Origin of the sequence: Paraburkholderia sp. MM5384-R2, from assembly GCF_014201025.1 — a bacterium.
Taxonomy (GTDB): Bacteria; Pseudomonadota; Gammaproteobacteria; order Burkholderiales; family Burkholderiaceae; genus Paraburkholderia; species Paraburkholderia tuberum.
This window is the reverse complement of the sequence record NZ_JACHDI010000035.1, coordinates 13,048-39,327: the sequence shown is the minus strand read 5'-3', so window position 1 is coordinate 39,327 and position 26,280 is coordinate 13,048. Positions and strand designations below refer to the sequence as shown.

Here is a 26,280-nt window from a genome sequence, read left to right as displayed (position 1 = left end):
GAGCCGTCACGCGTCGGCGGGCGCCTTCAGTACGGTCCAGTCGATCTTTACCGCATCGGCTTCGGCGCTGCCGAGCCATGCTTCGCCGTCCTGCACCGTGCATTGCAGCCGCATCGTGCGTTCGGCAAGCGAGCCGAGCGATGCCGCGACGTCTTCGCCGAGCGTCCAGACCGTCACGTTGCGCAGGCGCTCGACCTTGTTGCGCACGCCCTGCCACCAGATCGCCGAAGTGCGCCCGCCATACGCGATCACGACCACGTGATTCGCCCGCCCGCTCGCCTTGGCGATGCGGCGCTCATCGGGCTGGCCGACCTCGATCCACGTGTCGATCGCGCCGGTCAGATCCTTCGCCCAGAGATCCGGTTCGTCGACATCCGACAAACCTTTGCAGAACTCCAGCCGTTCCTGCGCGAACAGCGCGAACGCGGCGACGCGGACCATCATCCGTTCGTCGGTTTCGGAGGGGTGACGGGCGATCGTCAGCGAATGGTCGGCGTAATAGTGCCGGTCCATGTCAGCGATCTGCAGTTCCGCCTTGTATATCGTCGATTTGAGAGCCATGCCGTTGCTAAACCAGGCGCTCGCTCCACCGGAGCGCAGCGAAAATGAATCGTCGACGGCGCGTTGCCGTTTCTTGTGTTTGCTGTACATCGTATGTTCCTCCCGCGCCGTCAGCCGGTGCCTATGACACAGAAGGAAGCATTTACCGGGCCACCGCGGGTTCCGTGGCCGTGCCGTACACGTCGCGAGCCGCATCTCGCAGCGCGTCGAGCACGACGGCGGCCGCCGGCGACAACAGATGCGACTGGCGCGTGATGATACCGAATGTATCCATCCTGCAAGGCAAATCGATCGGTACGCGCTTCAATACCCCGTACTGTTGGTACTGACGCGCCACTTCATCAGGCAATACCGCCAACATGTCGCTTTGCAGCAGCAGGCTCGAAATCGCGAGAAAGTTGTTGGTATTGACGACGTTCTGCGGCGGATTCAGGCCGATCTGCGAAAACATCAGATCGAAGCGATGGCGCAGCACGCTGCCCGGCGGATGCAGCACCCACGCCGCGTTGACGATACCGCGCAGCGTCAATCCCGTTTCATTTTCGAGCGGATGGCCGGGACGCGCGACCACGCACAGCGGTTCGTCGGCGAGCGGTTCGTAGCGCACGTCGGTCTTGAACTGGTTCTGCCGTTCGAGCACGCGGCCGATCATGATGTCGAGATCGCCTTCGGCGAGCCGAGGCAGCATCACGTCGGAGGTCTCGACCTCGGTCCAGATCTGCAACTGCGGATAACGCTCCTTCACGCTCGCGATCGCGCGCGGCACCATCGTCGCGGCCGCCGCGGCGATCACGCCGATACGCACCTGACCCGCGAGCCCCGAGCGCAGCGCCGAGATTTCGTCGTGCGCCTGGCTCAGGTTCGACAGCACCATGCGCGCGTGGCGGATCATCACCTCGCCGTACAGCGTCGCGTGCATACCGTGCGGCGTGCGGTCGAACAGGCTCACGCCGAGCATGTCCTCGAGCTCTTTCAACAGGCGCGACGCGGCCGGCTGCGTCATGCCGAGCACGTCGGCCGCGCGGCGCACGTTGCCCTCCTCCTCCATCGCGGCAAGCAGCAGCAACTGGCGCGTCTTTAGCCGCGCGCGCACGAACCAGTTTGAATAGCTACGCGTCATCGCAGGGTCTCCTGGGTTTTTACGAGCGATTTTTGTACGTTCTTCCTCTGAAGCTCCATGATGCCATACCGAAACTGATATCGGAGAAGCCTAAAAAGGGATTGGAAAGTTATTGGGCCGGCTCATACCATTCGTGGACTTTTGTGAACTTACGGTGTGCCTTTTTTCGCCGATGAACCGCGATCCGCTCGTCCCCCTCGTTGCCGGCCCGTTTCGCCATTACATCAATGGCGGATGGGAGACTGGCGCGACCACGGGCGTGTCGTTCAATCCGTCGGATCTCGACGAGCCCGTCGGCGAATACGTGCGCGCGGACGTGCGGCAGACCGACAGCGCGATCGAGGCTGCGCACGCGGCGTTTCGCGACTGGTCGCTCGCCTCCGCACAGCGCCGCGCCGACGCGCTCGACGCGATCGGCAGCGAAATGCTCGCGCGCCGCGAGGAGCTGGCCCGGCTGCTCGCGCGTGAAGTCGGCAAGGTGCTGCCCGAGGCGCTCGCCGAAGCGACGCGCGCAGGCCAACTGTTCAAGCTGTTCGCGGCCGAGGCGCTGCGCGCGTTCGTCGAGCCGCTCGCGTCGGCGCGTGCCGGCGTCGAAATCGACGTGACGCGCGAGCCGCTCGGGGTGGTCGGCATCATCGCGCCTTGGAGCGCGCCGCTCGCGATCGCCGCCGCGAAGATCGGCGCCGCGCTCGCGCACGGCAACTGCGTCGTCTACAAGCCGGCCGAATCGGCACCGGCCTGCGCGGCGGCGCTCGCGTCGATCGTCAGTCGCGCGGGCTTGCCGGCCGGCGTGTTCAACCTCGTGATGGGCAGCGGGCGCAAGGTCGGCGCGCGCATCGTCGCGCATCCGCTCGTCGCGGCGATCAGCTTCACCGGTTCGTCCGACACCGGCACGCGCGTGCTGCAGGCCGCCGCGACGCGCCAGGCGCGCGTGCAGCTCGAGATGGGCGGCAAGAATCCGTTCGTCGTGCTGGCCGACGCCGATCTCGACGGCGCGGTCGACGCGACGCTCACCGGTGCCTTCAGCGCGACCGGCCAGCGCAGCACGGCGGCCGCGCGGCTGATCCTCGAACGCGCGGTGTTCGCGCCGTTCGTCGACGCGTTGCAGGCAAAGCTCGCGAAACTCACCGTCGATCACGCGTTGAAGCACGGCACCGATATCGGCCCGGTGGCGAACGCCGCGCAGCTCGAACGCAATCTCGACTACGTGCGCGTCGGCGAGCAGGAAGGCGCGCAGTTGCTGCGCGGCGGGCGGCGACTGGAGCGCGCGACGCGCGGCTATTTTTTCGAGCCGGCGCTGTTTATCGGCGAATCGGAGCATCGCATCGCGCGTGAAGAGATTTTCGGGCCGCTCGCGGTCGTGCTGTGCGCGGACGATTACGAACACGCGCTACATCTCGCGAACGACACCGCCTACGGACTGTGCGCCGGCATCTGTACGCGCTCGCTCGAACGCGCGCGGCATTTTCGCCGCCACGTGCAGAGCGGTCTCGTCACGATCAATCTGCCGACCACGGCCGTCGAGCATCATGGACCCGGCGGCGGGCGCAAGGCGTCGGCCTATGGCGCGAGCGATGCCGCGTTCTGGACCGCCGTGAAAACGGCGTATCTGGCGAGCTAGAAGCAATGAGCCGCGCCACCGTTTTCACCGCGACTTGCACGAACCGCCCGGCGTGCCGCGCGCAGATCCGCCCCGATTCGCGCGACGGCTGAGGCCGCCCGCGTTACCCCGCTGCAACTACACGACATCAATGCAGCTTTTCACCCTCAGGAGACAGTAGATGACCAGCAAGCTTCGCCGTTTGACCCTGACCGCGATGGCCGCCGCCGCCCTCGCCGCCCCGTTCGCCGCACAACTGTCCGCCCACGCGGATGAGCCGCTCAAAGTCGGCTTCCTCGTGAAGATGCCCGAACAGGCGTGGTTCATCAACGAACAGAAAGCCGCGACCGCGCTCGGCAAGAAGGACGGCTTCTCGGTCGTCAACATCGGCACGCCCGACGGCGAAAAGGTGCTGGCCGCGATCGACAACCTCGGCGCGCAAGGCGCGAAGGGCTTCGTGATCTGCGCGCCCGACGTGCGTCTCGGACCGGCGATTCAGGCGCGAGCGAAGCGCTACAACATGAAGTTCGTGACCGTCGACGACCAACTGGTCGATTCGACCGGCAAGCCGCTGGCGAACGTGCCGCACCTCGGGATGTCGGCCTTCAAGATCGGCAACCAGGTGGGCCAGGCGATCGCCGAGGAAATGAAGCGCCGCGGCTGGAAGCCTGAGGAAGTCGGCGCGCTGCGTATCACGGACTATGAGCTGCCGACCGCGAAGCTGCGCACCGACGGCGCGACGCAGTCGCTGCTCGCCGGCGGCTTCAAGAAGGAAAACGTCTTCGACGCGCCGCAGAAAACCACCGACGACGAAGGCGGCTTCAACGCGGTGTCGCCGGTGCTCGCGCAGCATCCGAACATCAAGAAGTGGGTGATCTTCGCGCTCAACGAGGAAAGCGTGCTCGGCGGCGTGCGCGCGACCGAGCAACTGCATATTCCGGCCGCGGACGTGATCGGCGTCGGCATCAACGGCGCGGGCGAGGCGTTCGCCGAGTTCCAGAAAAAGGAACCGACGGGCTTCTACGGCACGATCGCGGTCAGCTCGACGAACCACGGCAAGGAAAGCACCGAGAACCTTATCGAGTGGATCAAGGACGGCAAGCAGCCGCCCGCCGACACGCAGACCACCGGCAAGCTGATGGTGCGCAGCAACTGGCTGGACGTGCGCAAGGAACTGGGTATTTAAGCGAGGTTCTCGCAGCAGACGGCGGGCCGCCTCGTGCCTCGCGTTTAGCGCGAGCGCGGCCCGCTCAGGTTCATCCGTTCGAGGTTTTTCGATGACGTCCTTATTCACCGGGTCTCATGCCAGCGAGGCGGCGCTCGCGCCCGCGCCTGCAACGACGCCCGCATCCGACGCCCCCTATCTCCGGCTCGACGGCATCACCGTGCGCTTTCCGGGCGTGCTCGCGCTCGACCAGGTCTCGCTAGAAGTGCGCCGCGGCGAGGTGCACGGCCTGATGGGCGAAAACGGCGCCGGCAAATCGACGCTGCTGAAGGTGCTGTCCGGCGTCAATCATCCTGTCTCGGGCGCGTTGTCGCTCGACGGCATCGAGCAGCAGTTCGCGACGACCAAGGCGGCGATCGCCGCGGGCATCGCGATCATCTATCAGGAACTGCATCTGGTGCCGGAGCTGACGGTCGCCGAGAATCTGATGCTCGGCGCCCTGCCGAATCGCTTCGGCGTACTGGACGAAAAGGCTTTGGTCGCGCGTGCGATGCGCGAGCTCGAACGGCTCGGCGAAAAGCTCGATCCGTCGCAGCAGGTCAAGCATCTGTCGATCGGTCAGCGGCAGATGATCGAAATCGGCAAGGCGCTGATGCGCGACGCGCGCGTGATCGCGTTCGACGAACCGACCAGCTCGCTGTCGTCGCGCGAAACCACGCAACTGTTCCGCATCATCCGCGCGCTGAAGGCCGAAGGCCGCGCGATCATCTACGTCACGCACCGGATGGATGAAGTCTACGAACTGTGCGATCGCGTCACGGTGTTTCGCGACGGCCGCCGCATCGACACCTTCGAGGCCGGCGCGGGACTCGACCGCGATCGGCTGATCCGCTGCATGGTGGGGCGCTCGATCACCGATGTGTACGGCTATCGCGCGCGCGAGCAAGGCGACGTGCAGCTTCAGGTCGACGGCCTGATGGGACCGGGCCTGCGCGAACCGGCATCGTTTTCGGCGCGCAAGGGTGAGATCGTCGGCTTCTTCGGGCTCGTCGGCGCGGGCCGCTCCGAGCTGATGAAGCTGATCTACGGCGCGGTCAAGCCGAGCGCCGGCGAGGTCGCGCTGAAGGGCAAGCGCGTGCAGTTCGCCACGCCGCGCGACGCGGTGCGCGCCGGTGTCGCGCTGTGTCCCGAGGATCGCAAGCAGGAAGGCATCGTGTCGATCGCGTCGGTGTCGGACAACCTGAACATCAGCTGCCGCCGCCACTTCAGCCGCTTCAGCGTGCTCAACGGCCGCAAGGAAGCGCAGACCACGCGTGAATTCATCGGCAAGCTCGCGATCAAGACGCGCAACGGCGACACGCCGATCGGCACGCTGTCCGGCGGCAATCAGCAGAAGGTGATCCTGTCGCGCTGGCTCGCCGAAGAGATCGACGTGTTCCTGATGGACGAGCCGACGCGCGGCATCGACGTCGGGGCGCGCAGCGAGATCTATGGGCTGCTGTATGGGCTCGCCGAGGCGGGCCGCACGGTCATCGTCGTGTCGAGCGATCTCGCCGAGGTGATCGGCGTGACCGATCGCGTGATCGTGATGAAGGAAGGCCGCATCGTCGGCGATCTGCCGAAGGCGCAGGCCACGCCGGATGCGCTGATCAAGCTGGCATTGCCGCGCTGATCGCCCAACGGATCGCGCCACCAGACCTCTTACCGAATACCGCAACGAAAACGGCATTGAATGGAACAGACATCATGAATACACCTTCCACCGATTCCTCGACCCCCGCCGTCGCCTCCGTGGGCTTGACCGCGCGCGCCGCGCGCACCTGGGACCTGATCAACAAATCCGGCATCGTGATGGTGTTCATCGCCCTGTTCGCGGTGCTGTCGTTCACGGTCCCAGACTTTCTGAGCACGCGCAATATCCAGGGCCTGCTGCTGTCGGTCACGCTGATCGGCTCGATCTCCGTCACGATGATGTTCGTGCTCGCGCTCGGCGAGGTGGACCTGTCGGTAGCGTCGATCGTCGCGTTTTCGGGCGTGGTGGCTTCCGTGCTGATCACCGCGACGCACAGCGTGTTAGTCGGCATCACGGCCGGCGTGCTCGCGGGCGGCGCGGTCGGGCTCGTCAACGGCACGCTGGTCGCGCGCTACAAGATCAACTCGCTGATCGTCACGCTCGCGATGATGGAGGTCGTGCGCGGCCTCGCGTACATCACCTCGAACGGCGACGCGGTGATGATCTCCGAGGAGCGCTTCTTCGACCTCGGCGGCGGCTCGTTCCTCGGCATTTCTTATCCGATCTGGAGCAACATCGTCGGCTTTGTTCTGTTCGGCTTCCTGCTGAAAAAGACCGTGTTCGGCAAGAACGTGCTGGCCGTCGGCGGCAATAGCGAAGCGGCTGTGCTCGCGGGGCTGCCCGTCACGCGGATCAAGATCACCGTGTTCGTGCTGCAAGGCCTCGTGACCGGCTTCGCGGGCGTGATGCTCGCGTCGCGCATGAGCCTCGGCGATCCGAAGACGTCGGTCGGGCTCGAGCTCGGCGTGATTTCCGCGTGCGTGCTCGGAGGTGTGTCGCTGACCGGCGGTGTCGCGACGATCTCCGGCGTGCTGGTCGGCGTGCTGATCATGGGTTCCGTGCAGGACGCCATGAGCCTGCTGAACGTACCGACGTTCTATCAGTATCTGATTCGCGGCGGCATCCTGCTGCTCGCGGTTCTGTTCGACCAGTTCCGCCGCAGCAAGCGCGTGCACTGACGCGCCGTTGCTCGCGGCCGGTTTCCTGCGCTTTGCGAGAAGGCGTACTGCCGATGCGGGTCGATAAAACCCGCATCGGCTTTTTTATTGCAGGTGAAGCCTGGCAAGTATCAAAAGCAATAAAAACGGCTTGGCATCGGAATGCCCAAGCCGTCTCTTTTAGCTCACGCGCTCACGCCTGCGACTTTTAAAGCCGCAGCGGATACGCATGCGACCGTATTCCGGCTTTTGCCGGAATACCGGTGTTGTACTTATTGCTTGATGAATCGGTCGTTCGCCCAGAGTCCCTCGGTATCGCTATTGGCTGAATTCACGAACTCGACGTCGTGGCCGACCACGCGCACCACGCGGAAACTCGAGTCGGTCGGAGTCGACACGCATTGATATCCGGAGAAGAATTCCTGCATCTGCTGCTGTTCACCGGCTTGCGCGTGGTGATCGGCGGCATCGAGCTTGTCCTTCGATACGCAGCCATAGGCATTGGCCTTGAACTGGATCGTTTGCTGCGGCTTGATCACGACGTCTTGCGCCTGAACGCTAGCGGCAGCCAAACCCGCGATGGCGAAAACAACGGCAATTCGAGTTTTCATTCGTTCCTCCGGGGCGGGCCGAAAAATCTCGGTTAGCTATGTATTTAACTTTAACGGTGGACCCGCATCTCGCACTCTAGGAGAACCGAGGAGAACGACAAGCACATCTTGTGTGCGATCGCAACAGTGGCGAATTGTCGCAGCTGCTGTCGAAGCTGATTAAAGCTTGAGCACGCGCCTGACCAAATGGCAATGAAATGAATAACTAAAAATCCACTCTCGCCCACGCCTTAGCTGGTAAAGCTTTGCGCGCGCATTCACGTAAACGCGTAGCGTCAATTAAGCGATTTAATACAATTTAATCAATGGGTTTGTGCGTCGCACACAAAGTCATTCCACAGGCAAAAGCTGCGATGCGCAATAACGAGGCAAGTGCAGAAAACAAACAGTGCCAGCCGTCTTTCACGGGCCTTGGTGAAACGCTTGCAACGCGCCATTGCCGAAAACGCATGAAAAAAAGCCGCGCGGCGCAAAGCCGCGTGGACAGGCGAGGGGGGCGCGACCGCAGTGCGATGTACCCTTCGCGGCGGCCTGAATCCAGGTGGATCTTCGTCGAGCCGGTATGCGGGTACAGGCGGTGCTCTACAATGAAAACGAATCTCCTGCACCCGGAGGCTATCGTGAACGAGCACGTAATACTCGGGATTTTTCTGGTCGTTCCGCTGCTGATCGTCATGTTTCTTTTTTCCGACGAACTGTGGCAGGAGCATCGAGACCTGCACGACGGACGGCCGTTGCGAGCGCGTCGCCGACGCATCGACTGGCGGCATCCGCTACGCCGTTCGCGCGAGCGGCTCTGAGATTGCGAAGCGGGTCCCCAAAGAAAAAAAGCCTGCCGCAGGGGCAGGCTGAAAAAAGAGATCCACACTCAATGCCTTGAACACAAGGCAATAGCAGTCTAGTCGCGACACGCTAATCGGTGGTTTCAACGGCTTTTACAGTTGTTACCGGGCGTGACCGTAATGCGGGGCGCGACGTTGCATCGGCAGGCCTCGCGTCGCGCTTCAGTGGGCGCGCCAGTGCGCGCGAATCCGTTTGGCGAGCGCTTCGAGCGTGTCCGGATCGGCGACCTCGCGCGCATGCAGCTTCAGCGGTTGGCCTTCCCAGCGCGGAATCACGTGGAAATGGACGTGCGGCACTGTCTGTCCCGCCGCCGCGCCGTTGAACTGGCCGATGAACACGCCGTCAGGACGCAGTGCCGCGCGCACCGCGATCGCGAGCTTTTGCGCCATGCGCGCCGACGCGACGAGCGCCGCATCCGACAGATCGAAAATTTCCGCGACCGCTTCCTTCGGCACGACGAGCAGATGGCCGTCGGCCTGCGGCATCAAGTCCATGAAAGCCAGCGCCTGGTCGTTTTCGGCCACCTTGATGCACGGTAGTTCGCCGCGCAAGATTTTGGCGAACGGGTTGCTGTCGTTGTAGCTCATCGCGTTTCCTTTCATTTGGGCTGGGTTCGATTCACGGGTCGAGCGGGATACTGTTTTTTGCGTAGCTTCGCACCGCGGGTTTCCTATTCTCTACCCGAACGCTTACGCCACGCGTGCGGCACGCCGGATCGCTTGAGGTGGCTGGCCGAACGCGCGCAAAAACGCGCGCCGCATCCGCTCGGGGTCGATGAAGCCCGTGTCGGCTGCAACGGTTTCGATCGAATGACGGCCGGTTTCGAGCATCGTGCGAGCCGCTTCGACACGCAGCGCCTCGATCGCGCGGGCCGGCGACTGGCGCGTCTCGTCGCGAAACGCGCGGCTGAACTGGCGCGGGCTCAGATGCGCGACGTCGGCGAGCTGCTCGACGGTCAGCGGCTCGCGCAGATGGCTCTTCGCATACGACAGCGCGTTCTGGATCCGATCGGATTTCGGTTCGAGATCGAGCATCGCGGAGTACTGCGATTGCCCGCCGGTGCGCCGGTGATAGACCACGAGCTTCTTCGCGATCGCGCGCGAAACCGCGACGCCGAGGTCGTTCTCGACGAGCGCGAGGCACAGATCGATACACGCGGTCATGCCGGCCGACGTCCACACCGAGCCGTCGACGATGAAGATGCGGTCCTCGTCGACCCGCGCGCGCGGAAAGCGCCGTTGCAAATCGCGCGCATGCGCCCAGTGCGTAGTCGCGTGGCGGCCGTCGAGGATGCCCGCTTCGGCGAGCACGAACGCGCCGGTGCAGATGCTCGCGGTGCGGCGTGAGGCGGCGAGGGCGTCGTTCAGAAACGCGAGCAGCCCCGGCGACGACGGCGCGATCTCCATCGCGCCGGTGACGATCACCGTGTCGTAGGCGGGATCGCCGAACGGGCGCGTCGCGACCTCGACGCCCGCCGAGCTGCGCACCATGCCGCCGTGCTCGGAGATCACCGCTACGTCGTACGCGGGCTCGCCGGTGTCCTGATTAGCGAGTTCGAAAATCGATACCGCGACCATGTCGAGGATCTGAAAGCCCGGAAAGACCACCACGCCGATGCGTTTCATTTGCGATGTCCGGAAACGAGGGAAATACGACATTTGAGACAAAACAGTACGCGCCTAAACTCAGCTCGTCAACCCCGCCGTATCAGCGCAAAAGCCGCCAGGCGGCGAGTTCACGGATGTTCCCATTTACCGGACAGGGCGGCCGCATCATGCGCGGCCCGCAAGGAGAGCTTCAATGGCAACGCAGGCAGACAAGGGCGTACAAGGCAATTCGAACGAAGGCAAGGGTACGGCGGTGGTCACGGGCGCATCGTCGGGTATCGGGGCGGTCTACGCGGACCGGCTCGCGCGACGCGGCTACGACCTGCTGCTGATCGCGCGCGACGGCGCACGCCTCAGCAGCCTCGCCGACCGGCTGACGAAGGAAACCGGCCGCCGCGTGAGCACCGTCAGCGCCGATCTGACCAACAAGGCCGACGTGCGCCGCATCGAGAACCAGTTGCGCGCCGAGCCAGGCATCACGATGCTGATCAACAACGCGGGCGTCGGCGCGACCAAGACGCTGGTCGACTCCGACATCGATGAACTCGAGCAGATGATCGAGCTGAACGTGACCTCGCTCACGCGCCTGACGGCGGCGGTGTTGCCGGGCTTCATCGCGCGCGGCGCCGGTACGGTGATCAATATTTCGTCGATCGTCGCGCTGGCGCCGGAATTGTTGAACGGCACCTATAGCGGCACCAAGGCCTACGTGTTGAACCTCACGCAGTCGCTGCATCACGAGGTGGGCGGCAAGGGCGTGCGGCTGCAAGCGGTGCTGCCGGGCGCGACGAGCACCGCGTTCTGGGATCGCGCGGGTCTCGCGGTCGAGAACCTGCCTTCGCAGATCGTGATGAGCGCCGAGGACATGGTCGACGCGGCGCTTGCCGGTCTCGACCAGGGCGAACTGGTGACGATCCCGTCGTTGCCCGATGCCGCCGACTGGGAGCGTCTGAACATCGCGCGTTTGCATCTGCAGCCGAATCTGTCGCGCAGCGCGCCGGCCGAGCGCTATACGCGCGCCGTAGCCGCGTAAGCCGAAGGTTGAGGAGGGCGGCGCCAGACTCAGCCGCTCACGGCCACCTGATTCTTGCCGTCGTGTTTCGCGCGATACAGGCCGACGCCGGCGGCCTCGATCAGCGTCGTGACTGGTTCGGCGGCCGAGGGCACCACCATCGCCGCGCCGATGCTGATCGTGACGACGCCCTCTGCCGAGCCCGCATGGGTGATCGCGCGGTCTTCGACTGCGATGCGGATTTTCTCCGCGAGCAGGCGCAAGCCGCCCGCCGACGCGTCCGGCACGACCACCGCGAACTCCTCGCCGCCGAAGCGCGCGGCGAGATCCAGTGAATGGCCGAGGCACGCTTCGATCGTATGCGCGACGCTCTTCAGCACTTCGTCGCCGGCGACGTGCCCATAGGTGTCGTTGTAGGCCTTGAAGTGATCGACGTCGATCATCAGGAGGCCGAGGCCGGTCTTGTCGCGGGTGCCGCGGTGCCATTCTGCCGCCAGATACTGGTCGAGGTAGCGGCGGTTCGACAGGCCGGTCAGACCGTCCGAATGCGTGAGCCGCTGCAACTCCAGATTCGTCGCCAGCAGTTGCCGCTGAGATTGCCGCAGCGCGCGGTACGCCTCGTCGCGTTGCAGCAGGTGTAGATACGAGCGCGAGTGATAGCGGATGCGCGCTATCAGCTCGATGCGGTCGGGCAGCTTCACGAGGTAGTCGCTCGAACCGGCCGCGAACGCCGCGCTTTTGACTAGCGGCTCTTCGTTGGTCGACAGCACGACGATCGGGATGTCGCGAGTGGCGGCATTCAGCCGGTATTGCCGCACCAGCGTCAGACCGTCGGTGCCCGGCATCACGAGATCTTGCAGGATCACCGTCGCGCGCGTTTCCTCGGCGCAGCGCACCGCGACTTCCCATGACGCGCAGTAGCGAAAGTCGATGCCCGGCTCGTCGGCGAGCGCCTCGCGCACCCCCTCGGCGATGACCGCCTGGTCGCCGACCAGCAGCACCATGATCGGGCACTCGGCCGCCGGCGGGTCGGCGAAGATGCGCGCGAGCGCGTCGTCGCTGGCGAGACTGGGCGCATCCTCAGCGACGAGCGCGTGCGCCTGCGCGTTCGCGTCGTCTGCGGGATGCAGCGTTGCGGCGTTCTGGGGCGGTTTAGAAGTGTCCATGTGGTTCGGCCAGGATGAAGTTCAGGGAGGGCACGTCAGCTTGCGGGGAGGCGAGGCGCTCGCTGACCACTGCCCTTGGTCAGATAATAGTCGGCGCCCGCATCGAGGCCAGCGCGGCGATCTTCCCCCCGATGCCTGGATGAAAAGCAGCGCAATGCCTCGCGTGGGTTAACGCGTCCAACGTTATGCACCTGTTACAGAGTTAATCTCCGGTTACCAACTGCAGCATCTATTTCCGCGCGCGCCGGCGACAATTCGTCCATGCCTGAACGGCGGGAGCTCAATATGAAAAAGATCGCAGTGGCGTTGGTGATGGCGGGTAGTTTGACGGTGGCGGGCCAGGCGTCCGCGCACGGACACGGCGGTGATGTGGTGGGTGCGCTGATTGGCGGCGCGGTGCTGGGCGCGGTGGTCACCTCGGCGTTGACGCCGGCGCCGGTGGTCGCGTATCCGCAGCCGGTCTATGCCGAGCCCGCGTACCAGCCCGCGCCGGCTTACGGGGCACCGCCGCCCGGATATTGCTACGACCAGTATCAGCGCGCCTATGTCGCGTGCGGCGCACCGCCGCCCGGACAGTACGGCTATGCGCAACCGCAACCCGAGCCGCAGTGGTGAGCGCGGCAAGGCTCTGATGCGCGGATGATTTAGCCGAACAACGCGCAGACAAAAAGGCCGTCGCCCAATGCGACGGCCTTTTTCCATTTGAGGCACGGCTTAATGCTTGTGATGCAGCCACTCCGCGTAATGCGTGTCGAGCCAGCGCTCGAGCCTGGGCGGCCTGGACGGGTCGCGGTGACGCGACATCATCCAGATGGCAAGGCCGACCACCAGCATGACGGCGGGCCCCATCAGATAAGCGAGCATTGATTCAGGCATCGGAACCTCCGTATCGGCTTGCATCCATCTCTCAGTGTAGGCGAAGGAAGCGGGGAAAGAACGACGATGTCAAACGGTCCAGAGAAGCGAAAAAAGGCGCATTTGCGCCCGGTTTGGAAACCTGTTTTTTTGATGATTTTTCCTTTATTTGCTTAGCGTCTGGGCGAGGTCGCATTAGCCTGTGTACCATCCTGTTACCGGCCTGACGGCAAGCGTCACATGGCGCCAAAACCCATGACAATGCCGTCAAGCCGTCCTGTTCGCCGTCTGCCGCGCGACTTCCATCTGGCTATCGACAAAGTCCGCCCAACTCTGAAGCATGCGACCCTGCGACGCCGCTTCGTCGGTTGCTGCACGCTTCGCGATGTCGCCCGCCGCAGCTGTTTGCTGTTCCATGTCGCGCAGATGCGACGCCGCGGTGCGACGAAAGTCATGCAGCACGAAATGCTCCACGTCGAGCCCCAATGCCTTGACTGCCTGGTTCAGCGTGCTTTTCGCGATCGGCCGATCGTCGCCCCTGATGCTCGGGAACACGAACGTCTCGCTGTTGCGCCCGCGCTGCAGCTCGCGCAGCAGCGCAACCGCCTGACGCGGCAGACGGACGACGCGGTCCTCGCGCGCGTTCAGGCGCGCGGCGGCGATCGTCCACAGCGCGTCGTCGAGATCGAACTCGGCCCATGTCGATTCGACGAGGTCCGCTTTGCGTGCCATCGTCAGCACCAGCAGATGCAGCGCGAGCTTCAGCGGACGGCGGATATTGGATGTGTCGATCGTGCGCAGCATGACACCGATCTCGGCGCCGGACAGCACGCGGGTGCGGCTGTCGAAGGTCGCGATCGAGCGCGCCGGTACGACTTCCGCGGGATTGCTGGTCGCGAGCTGGCGCGCGATCAGATATGCGTACAGGCGCTTCACGACGTTGCGCGTGTGCAGCGCCATTTTCGGCGAGCCGCGGCTTTTGATGCGCTCGCAGATCGCGACGACGTCGTCAGCGGTGACCGCGCCGATCGGCTTGTTGCCGATCGCGGGCAGCACGTCCTTGTCGAGCGCGCGCTGCGTGGTGCGGCGATATTCATCCGACTTGCCGGCCAGCGCCGTCGCGAGATAAAGCTCGGCCGCTTCGCGCAGCACGTCGGCCTTGCTCTCGGCACCGCGATCGCGCCGCGCGGTGGCGACCGGCGAAATGCCCTGCGCGACGAGCGCCGCATACCTCTGCGCCTTCGCGCGCGCGACGCGCAGCGAAATCATCCGGTAATCGCCGATGGTCGCGAGCGGCTGACGCTTGCCGTTCAACGTATAGCGGAAGCGCCAGACCTTGGTGCCGGTCGTCATGACCTCGATCACGAGGCCGTTGCCGTCGGCGACGCAGTAGCGAGTCGCGCGCGGTTCGAGCGCGCGGATCTCGGATTCGGTGAGCGGGGTGGCGAGGCGGGGCATGCTTTGGGGACGCTGTACGTTTAGGCTCGGACAGCTGGATTCTAAACCTTTGCCCGCTTGTGTACCAAAAATTCGATGGGTTTTTGGTCGACGGAGTGCGATTTTCGCGTGTGCGGCAGCGGCGCCGATTCGGCAGCGAGAGCTTATATGACGGCTGGATTGCGGCGACGCACAAGTTCGGCGTTACTTGCCGATACAGAATCGGCTGAAAATCACGCCGAGCAGATCGTCCGAACTGAACTCACCGGTGATCGAGTTCAGTTGATCCTGCGCGAGCCGCAATTCCTCGGCGAACAGATCGAGCGCCTGCGCGTTCTGCTCCGCATGCACGGCGGCGGTCGCCAGATGCTCGTCGGCCGCGCGCAACGCGATCAGGTGCCGCTCGCGCGCGAGATAGACGCTCTCCGCGCCCGCCTGCCAGCCGGCAATCCGCAGCAGTTCGTCGCGCAGCAGCGCGACGCCGTCACCCTGCTTCGCCGACAGCCGCACCTCGCTAAGTTCGAGGTCGGCGTCGAGCGCCTGCGTCGCGGGCGCGAGCCCTGTCAGGTCGGTCTTGTTCAGCACGCGGACGACGGGCACGCCGCGCGGAAAGCGTCCGGCGATCGTTTCGTCGCCGGCCGTCATTCCGGCGCGCGCGTCGAGCAGATGCAGCACCACGTCCGCGCGCTCGATCTCGCCCCACGTGCGCTCGATGCCGATCTTCTCGACCTCGTCCTCGGTCTCGCGCAGGCCGGCCGTGTCGATCACGTGCAGCGGGATGCCTTCGATCTGGATCGTCTGCGCGACCTTGTCGCGCGTCGTGCCGGCGATCGGCGTGACGATCGCGAGTTCGGCGCCGGCGAGCGCGTTCAGCAGCGACGACTTGCCGACGTTCGGCTGCCCCGCCAGCACGACCGACAAACCTTCGCGCAGCAACGCGCCCTGGCGCGCCTCGCTCAGCACGTGCGCGAGACGCTCGCGTATGCGCACGAGCTTGCCGCGCGCGTCGGCGGCTTCGAGGAAGTCGATTTCCTCTTCCGGGAAGTCGAGCGTCGCTTCGACCAGCATCCGCAGCGTGATCACCTCTTCGACCAGCGCGTGGATATCGCGCGAGAACGCGCCGTCGAGCGAGCGGCCGGCAGAACGCGCGGCGGCCTCGGTGCTTGCCTCGATCAGATCGGCGACGGCCTCGGCCTGCGCGAGGTCGAGCTTGTCGTTCAGAAACGCGCGACGCGTGAATTCGCCGGGCTCGGCGAGCCGTAGACCGCACGCGCGGCCGGCGTCGATGCAGCGCTGCAGGACCAATTGCAGCACGACCGGGCCGCCATGGCCTTGCAGTTCAAGCACGTGCTCGCCGGTGTACGAGTGCGGCGCCGGAAAGTACAGCGCGATGCCGCGATCGAGCGGATTGCCGCTCGCGTCGAGAAACGGCACGTAGCTCGCGTGACGCGCCGCGAGCGTCTGGCCGGTGAGGGCCTGCATCAACGGCTGGGCCGCCGCCGCGCCAGCGCGGCCGAACGAAATCCGCACGACGCCGATGCCTCCCCGGCCGGGCGCGGTAGCAATGGCAACGATGGAATCGGAGTCGGTCGTGAGCATGTGAAGTCGGGCGAAACGGGAGAGGAGGAGCAGGGCCGCGTCGGTCGAGCCGGCGCGAGGCATTGTAACGCGCGCGCCTCGCACGGAAGCGCTGGCGACAAGGACGCGAAGCGGATGACGTGTCCGTTCGCCCCTACCGTTTGAACAACTCAGATTTATCTCAATTAAGCTAGGATTATTACCGTGCTACTTAGGAATTATTGAGACTCGGCAGGAACTGCAGTTCGGGCAAAGCCAAGCCTGGCAATCGGGAGATGAAAAAAATCCAATTCGCGCAACGCGTTATGGGGCGCGCGCTGCAAGCTAAAACTATCTCAAATAAGAGAAAACAAAGCTTGATCGGTTGTCAACTGGCTGAACTCCGAATTGCACAATCTGGCCCATGCCGACCGACAAAGAAAAAGCCGCCTTCGCCAAGAGGCTGAAGGATCTGCTCGAGCCGCTGAAAATCCGCGGCGGGACCAAGCTCGCCGAGCAATTCAATCTTCGCTATTACGGCGAGCGGCCCGTGACGCCCCAGACCGCACACAAATGGCTGACGGGCACGACGATCCCGAAGCCGGACAAGTTGCGCACGCTCGCCGAATGGTTGAACGTCAAGGAGCACTGGCTCCATTACGGACCACCGCCCGGCGCCAGCGCACGACCGATGGCACGTGGCGAAAAATATCCGCCGACACCCGAAACGATCGAACTCGCTTCGAAGATCGCATCGTTGACCCCGAAGGACCGGAATCTGGTCGAGGAAATGATCGTGCGTTTTTACGGCGAAGATTCCGACGAAGAGTGAACGACGAAACTCAAGCGCAGCCGCCCGCCGCATTTCCTACAACCGCACCATAAAAAAAGCCGCCCGGTTCGCACCGGGCGGCTTTTCGTTTTCAGCTTGCGTCACGGCGGTCCTGCGGGCCGCCGCCGGACGGAACATCAGGCCGGCTTCGCCTTCGAGCTGCCCATCATCCGCGTGATGTAGTACTGCTGCGCGATCGACAGCACGTTGTTCACGACGTAGTACAACACGAGACCTGCGGGGAAGAAGAAGAACATCACCGAGAACGCGATCGGCATGAACATCATCATCTTCGCCTGGACTGGGTCCGGCGGCGTCGGGTTCAAGCGGGTCTGCAGGAACATCGACACGGCCATCAGGATCGGCAGGATGAAGTACGGGTCCTGCTGTGACAGATCATGGATCCATAGAATCCACGGCGCGCCGCGCATTTCCACCGACGACAGCAACACCCAGTACAGCGAGATGAACACCGGGATCTGGATCACGACCGGCAGACAGCCGCCGAACGGATTGACCTTCTCGGTCTTGTACAGCTCCATCAGCGCCGCGTTCATCTTCTGCGGATCGCCCTTGAAACGCTCGCGCAGCGCCTGCATGCGCGGCGTGATCGCCTTCATGCGCGCCATCGACTTGTAGCTCGCGGCCGACAGAGGGAAGAACACCGCCTTGATCAGCACCGTGAGCAGCACGATCGACCAGCCCCAGTTGCCGACATAGCTGTGGATCTTCGACAGCAGCCAGAACAGCGGCTTCGCGATGATCGTGACCCAGCCGTAGTCCTTCACCAGATCGAGACCCGGCGCGATACCTGCGAGCATCTTTTCTTCTTCCGGACCGGCGAACAGACGCGCGGACACGCTGACGGTCTGACCCGGCTGGATGGTCGGCATCGCCTCCTTCATGCCGACGCGATACAGCGACGGATCGATCTTCTCGGCGTAGAACTCGCGCTTGACGCCTTCCTGCGGAATCCAGGCCGACGCGAAGTAGTGCTGGACCATCGCGACCCAGCCGTCGTTGGCCGACGTCGCGAAGTTTTGCTTGTTCTTGTCGAGATCGCTGAACGTCATCTTCTGGAAGTGATGCTCGTTCGTGTAGACAGCCGGTCCGATGAACGTGTGCGAGAAGCGCGGCGTGTCGACCGGCTGGTCGTCGCGCACGAGTTCCATATAGAGTTGCGGCGTCACCGGGGTGGTGCCGACGTTCTGGACCTTCGTCTCGACGCCGATCACGTAGCTGCCGCGCGTGAACGTATACGTCTTGATGACCCGGAGGCCGCCCTTTTCCGGCGACTCGAAGCTCATCTGGAACGAGTTCTGGCCGTCGGCCAGATGGGTCGGCTGATTCGGCATCAGCGTAAAGATGTCGTTGTGATTCGGGAAGTCACCGCCGAGCAGGCCAGTGCGCGCCAGATACGTGTGATTGTTCGTTTTGTCGAACAGCGTGATCACGAGATCCGGCTGCTTGCCGTCGCCCTGCTTGACGAGCGACAGGCGCGACAATGTGCCACCGCGGGTGTCGATTTCGCCGCTATAGACGTCGGTGCCGAACTTCACGAGCTGCGATTGCTCGGCCGCTGGCGCGTTGCCCGGCGCGGCCGCGTTGGTTGTCGGCAGATCGGACGGCTGGGTGCCCGGTGTCGTGGTGCCCGGCGCGGCGCTGCCGGCGGTCTGGGTCGGCGTCGTGCTCGGGAAGAACATCGACGGGCGTCCGTGGTCGCGTTGCCAGTTGTCGAACAGCATGACAGCTGACATGAAAAAGATGACCCATAGGACGGTGCGTTTGATATCCATGCGTTGTCTCAGTGTCGATGGAACGGCGCGTCAGCGCTTTTCGGAAGTGGGTGGCGGGACGAGATCGATGCCGCCCGCGGAAAACGGGTGGCAGCGGCAAACACGCCTCACGGCGAGATAAGTCCCGCGCGCGGCGCCATGATACTGGATTGCCTCGCGCGCGTAATCAGAGCAGGAAGGGTAAAAACGGCACCGGTCGCCGAGCATGGGGCTCACGGCAAGCTTGTAAAAGCGCAATAAAGCGAAGAGTACCGTTTGCATGGCAGGTGCGGCCGTACGGCGCCGCGCAACGTGAAGTACAGGACGACGCCCGCGCTCTGAAGCTGTCGGCGCAACGCCCGTTGCGCCGACGGTGGTGCGGGCGGTCATTGCGTCATTCCGTCCTGGGCGCCTCCGCGGGCGGCGCCTGACGACGGGTAATTTCGCGCGCTGCCTTGTCGAGCAGCGCCTCGATTTCGCTGCGGCACAGCGCCTTCAACGGCGGCGACGACGCGCTCGGCAAAGCTTTTTTGTCGAAACGGGTGTGTAGACGCAGCAGCACATCCCAACCGCCGAATTCCGCGCGACGCAGCCGGAAGGCTTCGCGCGCGATCCGGCGCACCAGATTCCGCGTCGCCGCGCGCGGCGCATACTTCTTACCGATCACGAGGCCAAGACGCGCCTCGTTGCCGGTGGGCCGGCCGTACACGACGAAGTGTGCGGTACGGCGCCACGGCCGCAAACGAAAAACGGATGAAAATTCATCCGTTTTTAGCAGCCTTGCGGCTTTGGGGAAGGCGGCTTGCGCTCGCAACGGAACCGAGCCCGGTTGCTGCGCCCCGGCCGCTCCCGCTTCGCCGCGGGTTTCGGTCACAGCGCGCAATCCGCTTGCCTTAGATCGCGAGGCGCTTGCGGCCCTTCGCGCGACGTGCGTTGATGACCTTGCGGCCGCCAGCGGTCTTCATGCGAACGCGGAAGCCATGGGTGCGCTTGCGACGGGTAACGGAAGGTTGGTAGGTACGTTTCATGTTGCTCTCACTTGATCGAAAAAAACCGCGCGATCATCGCTGAAAGCGCAATGGCCGGTGGTTTACTGAAATTGGTTTTCGCGGAACCCGCTATTTAAACTGGTTTTCCGTTGGCCGTCAATAGTTTAGCCGTCGTCTGGCGCAGCCGGGGGTTGCCGGACCAAGCGATCGGTCCCTGTGGATAACTCACTTTCGGGTTCGTTTTGGCGTTAGAATCTCGCCTTACTTCCCAAAAATGTTGCACGCCGCTCCGGCACGCTTGTCCCGCACACCCTTGTGGCACAGGCGCCTGGGGCTGTTACGCCTGGCTGCTCAGGGCCTTGTTGCGCGTGCGCGACAGGGGCAGCGGCGACCGCCGTGCACACCATAACGATAGCAACTTGATGAACGAATTCTGGCAACACTGTTCCGCATTGCTGGAGCGTGAGCTTACGCCCCAGCAGTACGTGACGTGGATCAAACCCTTGGCCCCGGTCGCCTTCGACGCCGATGCGAACACGTTGAGCATTGCCGCGCCGAACCGCTTCAAGCTCGACTGGGTCAAGAGCCAGTTCTCCGGCCGCATCGCGGATATGGCCCGCGATTTCTGGCATGCGCCGGTGGACGTGCAATTCGTATTGGATCCGAAGGCAGGCATGCGTAGCCCAACGGCCGCGGCGCCGGCTCCGTCGTCGGCACGCCCGGCTTCGGCCGCGCCGCAGGGCGGTAATGCCGGCGGCGTCGCGGCCGTCGATGCGGCTGTCGGCGCCGTGCACGCCGCGCATGCCGCGCGCGCGAATCCCGCAGCCGCGGCTGCGGCGCTCGCAGCGCAAAACGCGAATTCGCGCAACGCCGCCGAAGACGTTGCAGATCTCGATCTGCCGAGCCTGGACGCGAACGAAGCCGCCGCCGGACGTCGCACGTGGCGCCCAGGCCAAGGCGTGGGCGCCACGGCATCCAGCGAGAGCGACTCGATGTACGAGCGCTCGAAGCTGAACCCCGTGCTGACCTTCGACAACTTCGTGACAGGTAAGGCGAATCAGCTCGCGCGCGCCGCGGCGATCCAGGTCGCCGACAACCCCGGCATTTCGTATAACCCGCTGTTCCTGTACGGTGGCGTGGGCCTCGGCAAGACACACCTGATCCACGCTATCGGAAATCAGTTGCTGATGGACAAACCCGGCGCGCGGATTCGCTACATCCACGCGGAACAGTACGTGTCCGATGTCGTGAAGGCGTACCAGCGCAAGGCGTTCGACGACTTCAAGCGCTACTACCACTCGCTCGACCTGCTGCTGATCGACGATATTCAGTTCTTCTCGGGCAAGTCGCGCACGCAGGAGGAATTCTTCTACGCTTTTGAGGCGCTGGTCGCCAACAAGGCGCAAGTGATCATCACGAGCGATACCTATCCGAAGGAAATCTCGGGTATCGACGATCGCCTGATCTCGCGCTTCGACTCCGGCCTGACGGTGGCGATCGAGCCGCCCGAACTCGAAATGCGCGTCGCGATTCTGATGCGCAAGGCGCAATCCGAGTTCGTGAGCCTGAATGAGGACGTCGCGTTCTTCGTCGCGAAGCATCTCCGCTCGAACGTGCGCGAGCTCGAGGGCGCGCTGCGCAAGATCCTCGCGTATTCGAAGTTCCACGGCCGCGAAATCACGATCGAACTGACCAAGGAAGCGCTGAAAGACCTGCTGACGGTGCAGAACCGGCAGATTTCGGTGGAAAACATCCAGAAAACGGTCGCCGACTTCTACAGCATCAAGGTCGCGGACATGTATTCGAAGAAGCGTCCGGCGAACATCGCGCGGCCGCGGCAGATCGCGATGTACCTGGCGAAGGAATTGACGCAGAAGAGTCTGCCGGAAATCGGCGAGCTTTTCGGCGGGCGCGACCACACGACGGTGCTGCACGCGGTGCGTAAGATCGCCGACGAGCGCAGCAAGGACGCGCAGCTGAATCACGAACTGCACGTGCTGGAGCAGACGCTGAAGGGCTAAACGGGCTGGCCCCACGCGACCGTGAAACGGACGTCGGCGGCAGGAAACGCTGAAAGCGGCTACGCAGTGGTTTGAATGAGGCCGCGAAAACGCTGTAAATCGAGAAACGGGCAGGGGACTCACAACCCGGCGGCGCTGTCGGGTCCGAACGGGAAATGACAGGGAACGCGACGGTAAGCAGGCAGAAGCGACGCAAAAAGCGCGGCAAACCCGTGACGAATTTGCGGCGCAACCGGCCAGAAGTGGCGGAGAAACGAGCCTGCGAACCGGTAGCGCCGCGCAGCGGCGCGACAAGTCGGCGGCAGCCCGGACCACGCCCTACAAAATCGACCTGTTTATTCCCGAACTCGCCCCCATTTTAGTGAGGCGGTCCCGTTTTCAGGCACAATACAGGTTTAACCGCCCGGCGGCGACGGGCGGATTTCACGCCGTGTCGGGCGCTTTTCAGGGCGCCGGCGGGGAGCCGTGGCTGCGCGCTGAAAAGCTTGTCCCGTAAGGCGTGCAGGCCGTTATACCAACGAAGGAACCCTATGCAACTGGTCAAGACCGAACGCGACAACCTCCTCAGGCCGCTGCAAACCGTGAGCGGCATCGTCGAACGCCGCCATACGTTGCCGATCCTCGCCAATTTGCTGATCACCAAGAACGGTCCTGACGTATCGTTCCTGTCGACCGACCTGGAGTTGCAGATCACCACGCGCGCCGATTTCGGCGTGGGCGGCGATTCGGTCGCGACCACGGTGGCGGCGCGCAAGCTCCTCGACATTCTGCGCGCGATGCCTGACGGCCAGGTCACGCTGACGCTGAACGACAAGCGTCTGACCGTGCAATCCGGCAAGAGCCGCTTTGCGCTGCAGACGCTCGCCGCGGACGAATTCCCGACCGTCGCTCAGGCCAAAGACTACGGCGCGAGCCTGGTGGTTCCTCAAAAGACGTTCCGCCAGCTGCTCGGCATGGTCCATTTCTCGATGGCCCAGCAGGACATCCGCTACTACCTGAACGGCATGCTGCTGGTGGTGGACGGCGATCAGCTGATGGCGGTCGCGACCGACGGTCACCGTCTCGCGTTCTCGTCGATGAAGATCGAGGGCTCCTTCGCGCGCCACGAAGTGATCATTCCGCGCAAGACGATTCTCGAACTGCAGCGCCTGCTCGAAGACATCGACGACACGCTGAAGATTGACATCGCGCAGACGCAGGTCAAGTTCACGTTCGGTCAGGTTGAACTCGTGTCGAAGCTCGTGGAAGGCAAGTTCCCCGACTTCCAGCGCGTAATTCCGAAGTCGCACAAGAACAAATTCCAGATTGGCCGCGAAGAACTGCAGCGTTCGCTGCAACGCGCGGCGATTCTGACGTCGGATAAGTTCAAGGGCGTGCGCTGCATCGTCGAGCCGGGCCAGTTGAAGATCATGTCGACCAACGCCGATCAGGAAGAGGCGCAGGAAGAACTGGAAATCGCATACGACGGCGACAGCGTCGATATCGGGTTCAACGTCACGTACCTGCTCGACGTGCTCGCGAATCTGAAGGTCGACATGCTGGAGGTGAGCCTGGGTGATGCCAGTTCCAGCGCGTTGATCACGATTCCCGAGAACGACGAATTCAAGTACGTGGTGATGCCGATGCGCATCTGACGCGTCCAACATCAAGAAGAACACCAAGGGGCGCAGCGCCCCTTTGGCGTTTTTATGGCGTTTTGAAAAGTCCAGAGCAGCAACCTTGCAGTAACGCAGAACCGGAAAAAATCCATGACTGAAACGAACAATACGCAGCCCGATAACAGCTACGGCGCCTCGTCCATCCAGATCCTCGAAGGTCTGGAAGCCGTGCGCAAGCGGCCTGGGATGTACATCGGGGATACATCGGATGGCACCGGTTTGCACCACCTCGTGTTCGAAGTGCTCGACAACTCGATCGACGAAGCGCTCGCCGGGCATTGCAACGACATCCAGGTGATCATCCACGCGGACAACTCGATCTCGATCACCGACAACGGCCGCGGCGTGCCGACCGGCCTGAAGATGGACGACAAGCACGATCCGAAGCGCAGCGCCGCCGAAATCGTGATGACCGAGCTGCACGCCGGCGGCAAGTTCGACCAGAACAGCTACAAGGTGTCGGGCGGCCTGCACGGCGTGGGCGTGTCGTGCGTGAACGCGCTGTCGGCGTGGTTGCGCCTCACCGTGCGCCGCGACGGCAAGAAGCACTTCATGGAATTCCACCGTGGTGTGCCGCAGAACCGCGTGCTCGAAGAGATCGACGGCGTGACCACGTCGCCGATACAGGTGATCGGCGACACCGAAAACCGCGGCACCGAAGTGCATTTCATGGCCGATGAAAAGATTTTCGGCAATGTTGAATACCACTACGACATTCTCGCGAAGCGGATTCGTGAGCTTTCGTTCCTCAATAACGGCGTGCGGATTCGATTGGTGGATCAGCGCTCGGGTAAGGAAGAGGATTTCGCGTTCGTCGGCGGCGTGAAGGGTTTTGTCGAGTACATCAACAAGAACAAGTCCGTGCTGCACCCGAACATCTTCCACATCATGGGCGAGAAGGAAGGTGTGGGCGTCGAAGTGGCGATGCAGTGGAACGACAGCTACAACGAAAATGTGCTGTGCTTCACGAACAACATTCCGCAGCGCGATGGCGGCACGCACCTTACCGGTCTGCGTGCGGCGATGACGCGCGTGCTGAACAAGTACATTGCCGATCACGAAGTCGCGAAGAAGGCGAAGGTCGAAACGTCGGGCGATGACATGCGTGAAGGGCTGTCGTGCGTGCTGTCGGTGAAGGTGCCGGAGCCGAAGTTCAGCTCGCAGACGAAGGACAAGCTGGTGTCGTCGGAAGTGCGCGCGCCGGTGGAAGAAGTGGTCGCAAAGGCGCTCGAGGAATTTCTGCTCGAGACGCCGGGCGACGCGAAGATCATCTGCGGCAAGATCGTCGATGCGGCGCGTGCGCGCGACGCGGCGCGCAAGGCGCGTGAGATGACGCGCCGTAAGGGCGTGCTCGATGGCGTCGGTTTGCCCGGCAAGCTCGCCGATTGCCAGGAGAAGGATCCGGCGAAGTCGGAGATTTATATCGTCGAGGGTGACTCGGCGGGTGGGTCGGCGAAGCAGGGGCGTGATCGGAAGTTTCAGGCTATCTTGCCGCTGCGCGGCAAGGTGCTGAACGTCGAGAAGGCACGCTACGACAAGCTGCTTTCTTCCGAGCAGATCGTTACGCTGATTACCGCGCTTGGCTGCGGGATCGGCAAGGAAGATTACAACCTCGACAAGCTGCGCTATCACCGCATCATCATCATGACCGATGCTGACGTCGATGGCGCGCACATCCGGACGCTGTTGTTGACGTTCTTCTATCGGCAGATGCCGGAGATGATCGAGCGCGGGTATATCTATATCGCGCAGCCGCCGCTATACAAGATCAAGGCGGGGAAGGATGAGCGGTATCTGAAGGATGAGTCGGAAGTCAACGCTCATATTCTTCGGCTCGCGTTGCAGGGGTCGGAGTTGGTGGCTTCTGAAGGTGCGACTCCGATTACCGGGGATGCGTTGGGTGAGTTGGCTCGGGCTTATCTGTTGGCGCAGGCAGTGGTTGATCGGTTGAGTCGGCTGTATGACGCTGGTGCGCTCGAGGCGGTGATGGATGGCGTCGTTATCGACCTCTCCAGCGAGCAGGCGGCCGAAGCTTCGGCTCGCGCGCTTGAGGCGAAGCTGCGGGATGATGCGCTGAAGCCGGAAGTGCGCGTTACGACGATGTATGACCCGGTGCGGGAGCTGCGCTCGCTGCGCGTCGCGCGGACGCATCATGGGAATCAGAAGATTTCTGTGATCGATGAAGAGTTTCAGTTGACTGCGGATTATCAGCAGCTTGTGACGACCGCAAATACGTTCAAGGGGTTGATTGGCTCTGGCGCTGTGATCAAGCGTGGGGAGCGGAGTATGGCTGTCACCGACTTTAAGAGTGCGATGAAGTGGCTGCTGGCTGATGCTGAGAGGAATATGTCCAAGCAGCGCTATAAAGGCCTCGGGGAGATGAATCCGGAGCAACTTTGGGAGACGACTATGGATCCCGCGGTGCGGCGTCTTCTTCGGGTGCAGATTGAGGATGCTATTGCTGCTGATGGCATCTTTACTACGCTCATGGGGGATGATGTGGAGCCGCGCAGGGCTTTTATTGAGTCGAATGCGTTGAGGGCGGGGAATATCGACGTTTGAGGGTGTAGGTTGTCAGAGATAGTGAAAAAATTCTCACTGAGATGAAAATTACTTCTCAGTGTTTGTGAAAATTTAGAGCAATGCTATAGCCCGGTCGACGACCTACGTCTTCCGGGCTATTTTATTTTTTCGAGGCCAAAAACCTTACCCCGACACAACCGGGGAACGGCAGTCTCAAG

At 63.2% G+C, this 26,280-nt stretch carries 24 protein-coding genes; 11 read left to right on the top strand and 13 right to left on the bottom strand.

Features of this window, described 5'->3' with window-relative positions:
- Window positions 1-6 precede the first annotated feature (6 nt).
- Both HDG37_RS34150 and HDG37_RS34145 read right to left on the bottom strand, forming a co-directional pair.
- Entirely contained in the window at window positions 7-561 is a 555-nt protein-coding gene (locus HDG37_RS34150; RefSeq protein ID WP_184055399.1) for a YaeQ family protein, read from the bottom strand.
- Between the two features lie 142 nt (window positions 562-703).
- A complete protein-coding gene (locus HDG37_RS34145; protein WP_018418915.1) occupies window positions 704-1,681 on the bottom strand; it encodes a LysR family transcriptional regulator in 978 nt (325 codons plus the stop codon).
- A 172-nt stretch (window positions 1,682-1,853) separates the two neighbouring features.
- Here HDG37_RS34145 and HDG37_RS34140 point away from each other — a divergent pair, with 172 nt between their 5' ends.
- The 4 genes from HDG37_RS34140 (at window position 1,854) to araH (ending at window position 7,197) form a co-directional block, all read left to right on the top strand.
- Complete coding sequence (locus HDG37_RS34140) at window positions 1,854-3,302, top strand: aldehyde dehydrogenase family protein (RefSeq protein WP_184055357.1); 1,449 nt, start codon at window positions 1,854-1,856, stop codon at window positions 3,300-3,302.
- Window positions 3,303-3,462: 160 nt separating this feature from the next.
- Window positions 3,463-4,467: an arabinose ABC transporter substrate-binding protein gene (locus HDG37_RS34135; protein ID WP_184055355.1), complete on the top strand. Its 1,005-nt coding sequence runs from the start codon at window positions 3,463-3,465 to the stop codon at window positions 4,465-4,467.
- Between the two features lie 91 nt (window positions 4,468-4,558).
- Window positions 4,559-6,118, top strand: a complete 1,560-nt coding sequence (gene araG / locus HDG37_RS34130; RefSeq protein ID WP_184055353.1) for an L-arabinose ABC transporter ATP-binding protein AraG — start codon at window positions 4,559-4,561, stop codon at window positions 6,116-6,118.
- 74 nt (window positions 6,119-6,192) lie between these two features.
- Window positions 6,193-7,197: an L-arabinose ABC transporter permease AraH gene (araH, locus tag HDG37_RS34125; RefSeq protein WP_184055351.1), complete on the top strand. Its 1,005-nt coding sequence runs from the start codon at window positions 6,193-6,195 to the stop codon at window positions 7,195-7,197.
- Window positions 7,198-7,448: 251 nt separating this feature from the next.
- Here the strand turns inward: araH and sap1 are convergent, their stop codons facing one another.
- Window positions 7,449-7,787, bottom strand: a complete 339-nt coding sequence (sap1, locus tag HDG37_RS34120; protein WP_018418921.1) for a surface attachment protein Sap1 — start codon at window positions 7,785-7,787, stop codon at window positions 7,449-7,451.
- A 620-nt stretch (window positions 7,788-8,407) separates the two neighbouring features.
- Between sap1 and HDG37_RS34115 the strand changes: the two genes are divergently transcribed.
- Window positions 8,408-8,587, top strand: a complete 180-nt coding sequence (locus HDG37_RS34115) for a hypothetical protein (protein WP_090805511.1) — start codon at window positions 8,408-8,410, stop codon at window positions 8,585-8,587.
- Between the two features lie 204 nt (window positions 8,588-8,791).
- Here HDG37_RS34115 and HDG37_RS34110 read toward each other — a convergent pair whose 3' ends face one another.
- Both HDG37_RS34110 and HDG37_RS34105 read right to left on the bottom strand, forming a co-directional pair.
- Complete coding sequence (locus HDG37_RS34110; protein ID WP_184055349.1) at window positions 8,792-9,217, bottom strand: HIT family protein; 426 nt, start codon at window positions 9,215-9,217, stop codon at window positions 8,792-8,794.
- A gap of 102 nt (window positions 9,218-9,319) precedes the next feature.
- On the bottom strand, window positions 9,320-10,255 hold the full coding sequence (locus tag HDG37_RS34105; protein WP_184055347.1) for a GlxA family transcriptional regulator: 936 nt from the start codon (window positions 10,253-10,255) through the stop codon (window positions 9,320-9,322).
- 175 nt (window positions 10,256-10,430) lie between these two features.
- On the opposite strand from HDG37_RS34105, the gene HDG37_RS34100 reads away from it, so the two are divergent.
- Window positions 10,431-11,270, top strand: a complete 840-nt coding sequence (locus HDG37_RS34100; RefSeq protein WP_184055345.1) for an SDR family oxidoreductase — start codon at window positions 10,431-10,433, stop codon at window positions 11,268-11,270.
- 29 nt (window positions 11,271-11,299) lie between these two features.
- Here HDG37_RS34100 and HDG37_RS34095 read toward each other — a convergent pair whose 3' ends face one another.
- Entirely contained in the window at window positions 11,300-12,415 is a 1,116-nt protein-coding gene (locus HDG37_RS34095; RefSeq protein WP_184055343.1) for a diguanylate cyclase, read from the bottom strand.
- A 285-nt stretch (window positions 12,416-12,700) separates the two neighbouring features.
- On the opposite strand from HDG37_RS34095, the gene HDG37_RS34090 reads away from it, so the two are divergent.
- Window positions 12,701-13,030 carry an ecotin precursor gene (locus HDG37_RS34090; protein ID WP_184055341.1) on the top strand — a complete coding sequence of 110 codons (330 nt, stop codon included), beginning with the start codon at window positions 12,701-12,703 and terminating at the stop codon, window positions 13,028-13,030.
- Between the two features lie 99 nt (window positions 13,031-13,129).
- On the opposite strand, the gene HDG37_RS34085 is transcribed toward HDG37_RS34090, so the two are convergent.
- The 3 genes from HDG37_RS34085 to mnmE all read right to left on the bottom strand — a co-directional run bounded on the left by HDG37_RS34085 (window position 13,130) and on the right by mnmE (window position 16,306).
- On the bottom strand, window positions 13,130-13,291 hold the full coding sequence (locus HDG37_RS34085; RefSeq protein ID WP_184036753.1) for a hypothetical protein: 162 nt from the start codon (window positions 13,289-13,291) through the stop codon (window positions 13,130-13,132).
- Between the two features lie 246 nt (window positions 13,292-13,537).
- Window positions 13,538-14,728, bottom strand: coding sequence for an integrase arm-type DNA-binding domain-containing protein (locus tag HDG37_RS34080; RefSeq protein ID WP_184055339.1), 1,191 nt, complete (start codon window positions 14,726-14,728; stop codon window positions 13,538-13,540).
- 183 nt (window positions 14,729-14,911) lie between these two features.
- Window positions 14,912-16,306: a tRNA uridine-5-carboxymethylaminomethyl(34) synthesis GTPase MnmE gene (mnmE, locus tag HDG37_RS34075; RefSeq protein ID WP_184055337.1), complete on the bottom strand. Its 1,395-nt coding sequence runs from the start codon at window positions 16,304-16,306 to the stop codon at window positions 14,912-14,914.
- 382 nt (window positions 16,307-16,688) lie between these two features.
- Between mnmE and HDG37_RS34070 the strand changes: the two genes are divergently transcribed.
- On the top strand, window positions 16,689-17,096 hold the full coding sequence (locus tag HDG37_RS34070; RefSeq protein ID WP_018418931.1) for a helix-turn-helix transcriptional regulator: 408 nt from the start codon (window positions 16,689-16,691) through the stop codon (window positions 17,094-17,096).
- 137 nt (window positions 17,097-17,233) lie between these two features.
- On the opposite strand, the gene yidC is transcribed toward HDG37_RS34070, so the two are convergent.
- From yidC to rpmH, 4 genes are all read right to left on the bottom strand, one after another.
- Window positions 17,234-18,892, bottom strand: coding sequence for a membrane protein insertase YidC (yidC, locus tag HDG37_RS34065; RefSeq protein WP_184055335.1), 1,659 nt, complete (start codon window positions 18,890-18,892; stop codon window positions 17,234-17,236).
- Window positions 18,893-18,922: 30 nt separating this feature from the next.
- A complete protein-coding gene (gene yidD / locus HDG37_RS34060; protein ID WP_221312241.1) occupies window positions 18,923-19,153 on the bottom strand; it encodes a membrane protein insertion efficiency factor YidD in 231 nt (76 codons plus the stop codon).
- A gap of 112 nt (window positions 19,154-19,265) precedes the next feature.
- On the bottom strand, window positions 19,266-19,745 hold the full coding sequence (locus HDG37_RS34055; RefSeq protein WP_409260265.1) for a ribonuclease P protein component: 480 nt from the start codon (window positions 19,743-19,745) through the stop codon (window positions 19,266-19,268).
- Window positions 19,746-19,764: 19 nt separating this feature from the next.
- Complete coding sequence (rpmH, locus tag HDG37_RS34050; protein WP_004198824.1) at window positions 19,765-19,899, bottom strand: 50S ribosomal protein L34; 135 nt, start codon at window positions 19,897-19,899, stop codon at window positions 19,765-19,767.
- Window positions 19,900-20,282: 383 nt separating this feature from the next.
- Between rpmH and dnaA the strand changes: the two genes are divergently transcribed.
- The 3 genes from dnaA (at window position 20,283) to gyrB (ending at window position 26,101) form a co-directional block, all read left to right on the top strand.
- Window positions 20,283-21,881 (top strand): chromosomal replication initiator protein DnaA, encoded by a 1,599-nt coding sequence (gene dnaA, locus HDG37_RS34045; RefSeq protein ID WP_221312238.1) that lies wholly within the window; start codon window positions 20,283-20,285, stop codon window positions 21,879-21,881.
- A 530-nt stretch (window positions 21,882-22,411) separates the two neighbouring features.
- A complete protein-coding gene (gene dnaN, locus HDG37_RS34040; protein ID WP_184055327.1) occupies window positions 22,412-23,515 on the top strand; it encodes a DNA polymerase III subunit beta in 1,104 nt (367 codons plus the stop codon).
- Between the two features lie 114 nt (window positions 23,516-23,629).
- Window positions 23,630-26,101 carry a DNA topoisomerase (ATP-hydrolyzing) subunit B gene (gyrB, locus tag HDG37_RS34035; RefSeq protein ID WP_184055325.1) on the top strand — a complete coding sequence of 824 codons (2,472 nt, stop codon included), beginning with the start codon at window positions 23,630-23,632 and terminating at the stop codon, window positions 26,099-26,101.
- The last annotated feature ends 179 nt before the right edge of the window (window positions 26,102-26,280 follow it).